Source organism: Methylibium rhizosphaerae, assembly GCF_006386545.1.
GTDB classification, from domain to species: Bacteria; Pseudomonadota; Gammaproteobacteria; order Burkholderiales; family Burkholderiaceae_C; genus Pseudorivibacter; species Pseudorivibacter rhizosphaerae.
This window is the reverse complement of sequence record NZ_SWAR01000095.1, coordinates 1-2,620: the sequence shown is the minus strand read 5'-3', so window position 1 is coordinate 2,620 and position 2,620 is coordinate 1. Positions and strand designations below refer to the sequence as shown.

Here is a 2,620-nt window from a genome sequence, read left to right as displayed (position 1 = left end):
TCGCCTTTGATGGAATGGCAGTTCCAGCACTGGTTGAGGTGCGTCGACGTAAGTGCCCTGCAAGCCCTGCATTCCCAGTGCTCCACCACGCCTCCTATGACGCCCAACGTTCGACATGAGCGGCGCACAACGGCGCAGCGAGCGCTGCCGAAGCGCGCCACTGCGACCCGCCGTTGTGTGTCCGCTCGATGGAGGGGTTAGCCACCAGCGCTGCAACCGAAAAGCGCTGACTCATAGGTTCTCCCTCCCCCCACGGCCTATTGCGGCAAGCATGGCCAGCAACGCCAACGGCACACCAACCAAGAGCATGAGCAGAAAACTGCTCAGCCAACACGGCCCGGCCTTCAAGCAACGCGGCAACACAAGGCTACAGAGGGACTCCGCGGACATGACAGCGAGAACGACTTGGATGACGCCTGGGAGTATGCAGAGGAATGCCGCGGTACCAAGCACCCGTGCGCGCAAACGCTCCCCTACGGCGAAGTACATAGGCGAGAGGAGTAGGCCACCAAGCAGCACCGGGACGCCAACGCGCGCAAGCTCCGACAACAAGACTGACTCGCAGCCAGCGAAGACAAACATGGTGGCTAACGTTCGACATGAGCGGCGGCTGTAGGCCGCAGGCCGGAAGCCGTCCGCTCGATGGAGGGGTTATGCCCCAACGCTGACCGGAGAGGCAAGTTCGTACAGCACATCCGGGCAGTGCTCCTCGTTTGCGCCACCGTCGGTGAACGCGATGGCCTTAAAACCGTGGCGCTCGTAGAACCTGCGAGCGCGCACATTGGCTTGAAAAGTGTAGAGCCTCACCGGCAACGACAACGACTGCAGCGCATGGCCGAGTAGGCGTGTACCGAGACCTCGGCCAACGTGGCTTGGTGCCAAGTAGAGCTGATTGAGCCAACTTATCCCGTCCTCGCGCTCGACGGCAAGAACGCCGACGATCGATGGGCCAGCGCAAGCCACGGTGACACCGCCCGAAGGAATGAGCACCTCACGCACCCACTGATGAACCTCAGCATCGGTGTGGGCCAAGCTCGCATACGGCAGGAAGGCCTTGCGCGACCTCAAGAGAACCTCAGCGACGTGCGGCGCGTCTTCGGTGATTGCAGCTCGCAGCGCGACGCTCATGGGGCATAACGTTTGACATGAGCGGCGGCTGGAAGCAAGCGAAGCTTGCTTGGAAGACGTCCGCTCGATGGAAGGGTTAGGCCACACCGGCCGGAACCTCCGAAGCGACCTGCTGACGCCAGTGCCTCTTTTCGATGGAACGAACGTTGTCCACGTGCAGCAGGGAGCGCAGGTAGCGCGCCAGCAACGGAAGCTCGGCATCTGCCGGATCGCCAACGAACTCCCGAACCGTGACAAGGTTCCCATAACTGCGGGCGTACTTGGACGCCGTGTCGTCCACGGCAATGATGTTCTCGAGTCGGTAGCCCTGCTTCTTGAGCTTGCTCAGATTCTTGATTGTCGTGTAGTGCCCCGTTGTCCAATCCCGCGCCGTGGTGCAGCGTCGGCTCGACCACACAAACTTCAAAAGCCCAACGGGAAAGATGCGCTCTATCACCTGAGCAGCATAGGTTTCACCGGAAGCTGTCCAAACAGCCAGATCGAAGTCCTCTGCGACTGAGCCAATGAACGATGCAAGATGCGGACGCTGGTAGACGAAGTAAGGACCGACCCGGAAATCCTCATCGCGCTCAAGTGGAAGTTCCCTGGCATGGACCAAGGTCTCATCCAAGTCGAGCACAAGTACCTTCCTTGCCGGCGAATCCATGCTCGGATTGTGGGGCCTAACGTTCGACATGAGCGGCATGACCCGGCTTGCCGGGGCATGTCCGCTCGATGGAGGGGTTAGCCTCGGCGTATTGAGCGCTCAAGCACTTAGGATTCTTCGCGTGCACCCTGCTTGCGGGGAGTAGTTGACGAGGCCTCCTCATCAATGTGTGGCAGCAAGGTAGAAGCCAGTTCATCGTTCAAGTCGATTCCATACATTAGGCATAGTCGATGAATTCGCTCACCTATGGCTGATCGAAAACCGCCTAGCGCCTGGAAAAACTGGTAGGTCGGAGTAGTTTCATAGGAGCTATTCACCGCATCGTAGGCATTGTCCATGTATCGCCGACTGGCAGCGCGCATCTCTTGCAGAAGTGGAATGGTCTCTGAGCGCTCAGGGAGTAGCTGAACAGTCTTTGTCAGTTCATCCCGGATCTTGTCGACAGACACACGGACTGCTTCCTTGTCTTCCGCAACGTACTGGTTATACAGGCAACGACGATCTTCAAGAAAGACGACGAGATTCCGGACTATCGCTCTTGCGTTGGGCGGCGGTGTCCATGAGACACCGAACACCGCGGTGGAGAAGCCAGTAACCATGTATGGGATGTCAATCCACCTCATACGAACCTCCTGGTGTTGCGCTTGGAACTGACTGAGGTAAACCAACTACAGCACAAATCTGACTGCTCGCCATCCCCAATGGTGGGGATGACCCCCGGGGCTAACGTTCGACATGAGCGGCAGGACCCGGCTTGCCGGGGCCTGTCCGCTCGATGGAGGGGTTATGCCTCGCTTGAGAAGCGCTCAATGAGCCGCTTGCAGGCCACGGCAACTTCCTGCGCAT

At 59.1% G+C, this 2,620-nt stretch carries 3 protein-coding genes; all 3 read right to left on the bottom strand.

The genetic code is table 11. The features are described 5' to 3' along the window. Window positions 1–651: 651 nt before the first annotated feature. Window positions 652–1,128 carry a GNAT family N-acetyltransferase gene (locus E8D38_RS27390; RefSeq protein WP_140637444.1) on the bottom strand — a complete coding sequence of 159 codons (477 nt, stop codon included), beginning with the start codon at window positions 1,126–1,128 and terminating at the stop codon, window positions 652–654. Window positions 1,129–1,204: 76 nt separating this feature from the next. Further along, window positions 1,205–1,774 carry an HAD family hydrolase gene (locus tag E8D38_RS27385; RefSeq protein ID WP_140637443.1) on the bottom strand — a complete coding sequence of 190 codons (570 nt, stop codon included), beginning with the start codon at window positions 1,772–1,774 and terminating at the stop codon, window positions 1,205–1,207. 107 nt (window positions 1,775–1,881) lie between these two features. Continuing rightward, entirely contained in the window at window positions 1,882–2,397 is a 516-nt protein-coding gene (locus tag E8D38_RS27380; RefSeq protein ID WP_140637442.1) for a DUF6650 family protein, read from the bottom strand. Window positions 2,398–2,620 lie beyond the last annotated feature (223 nt).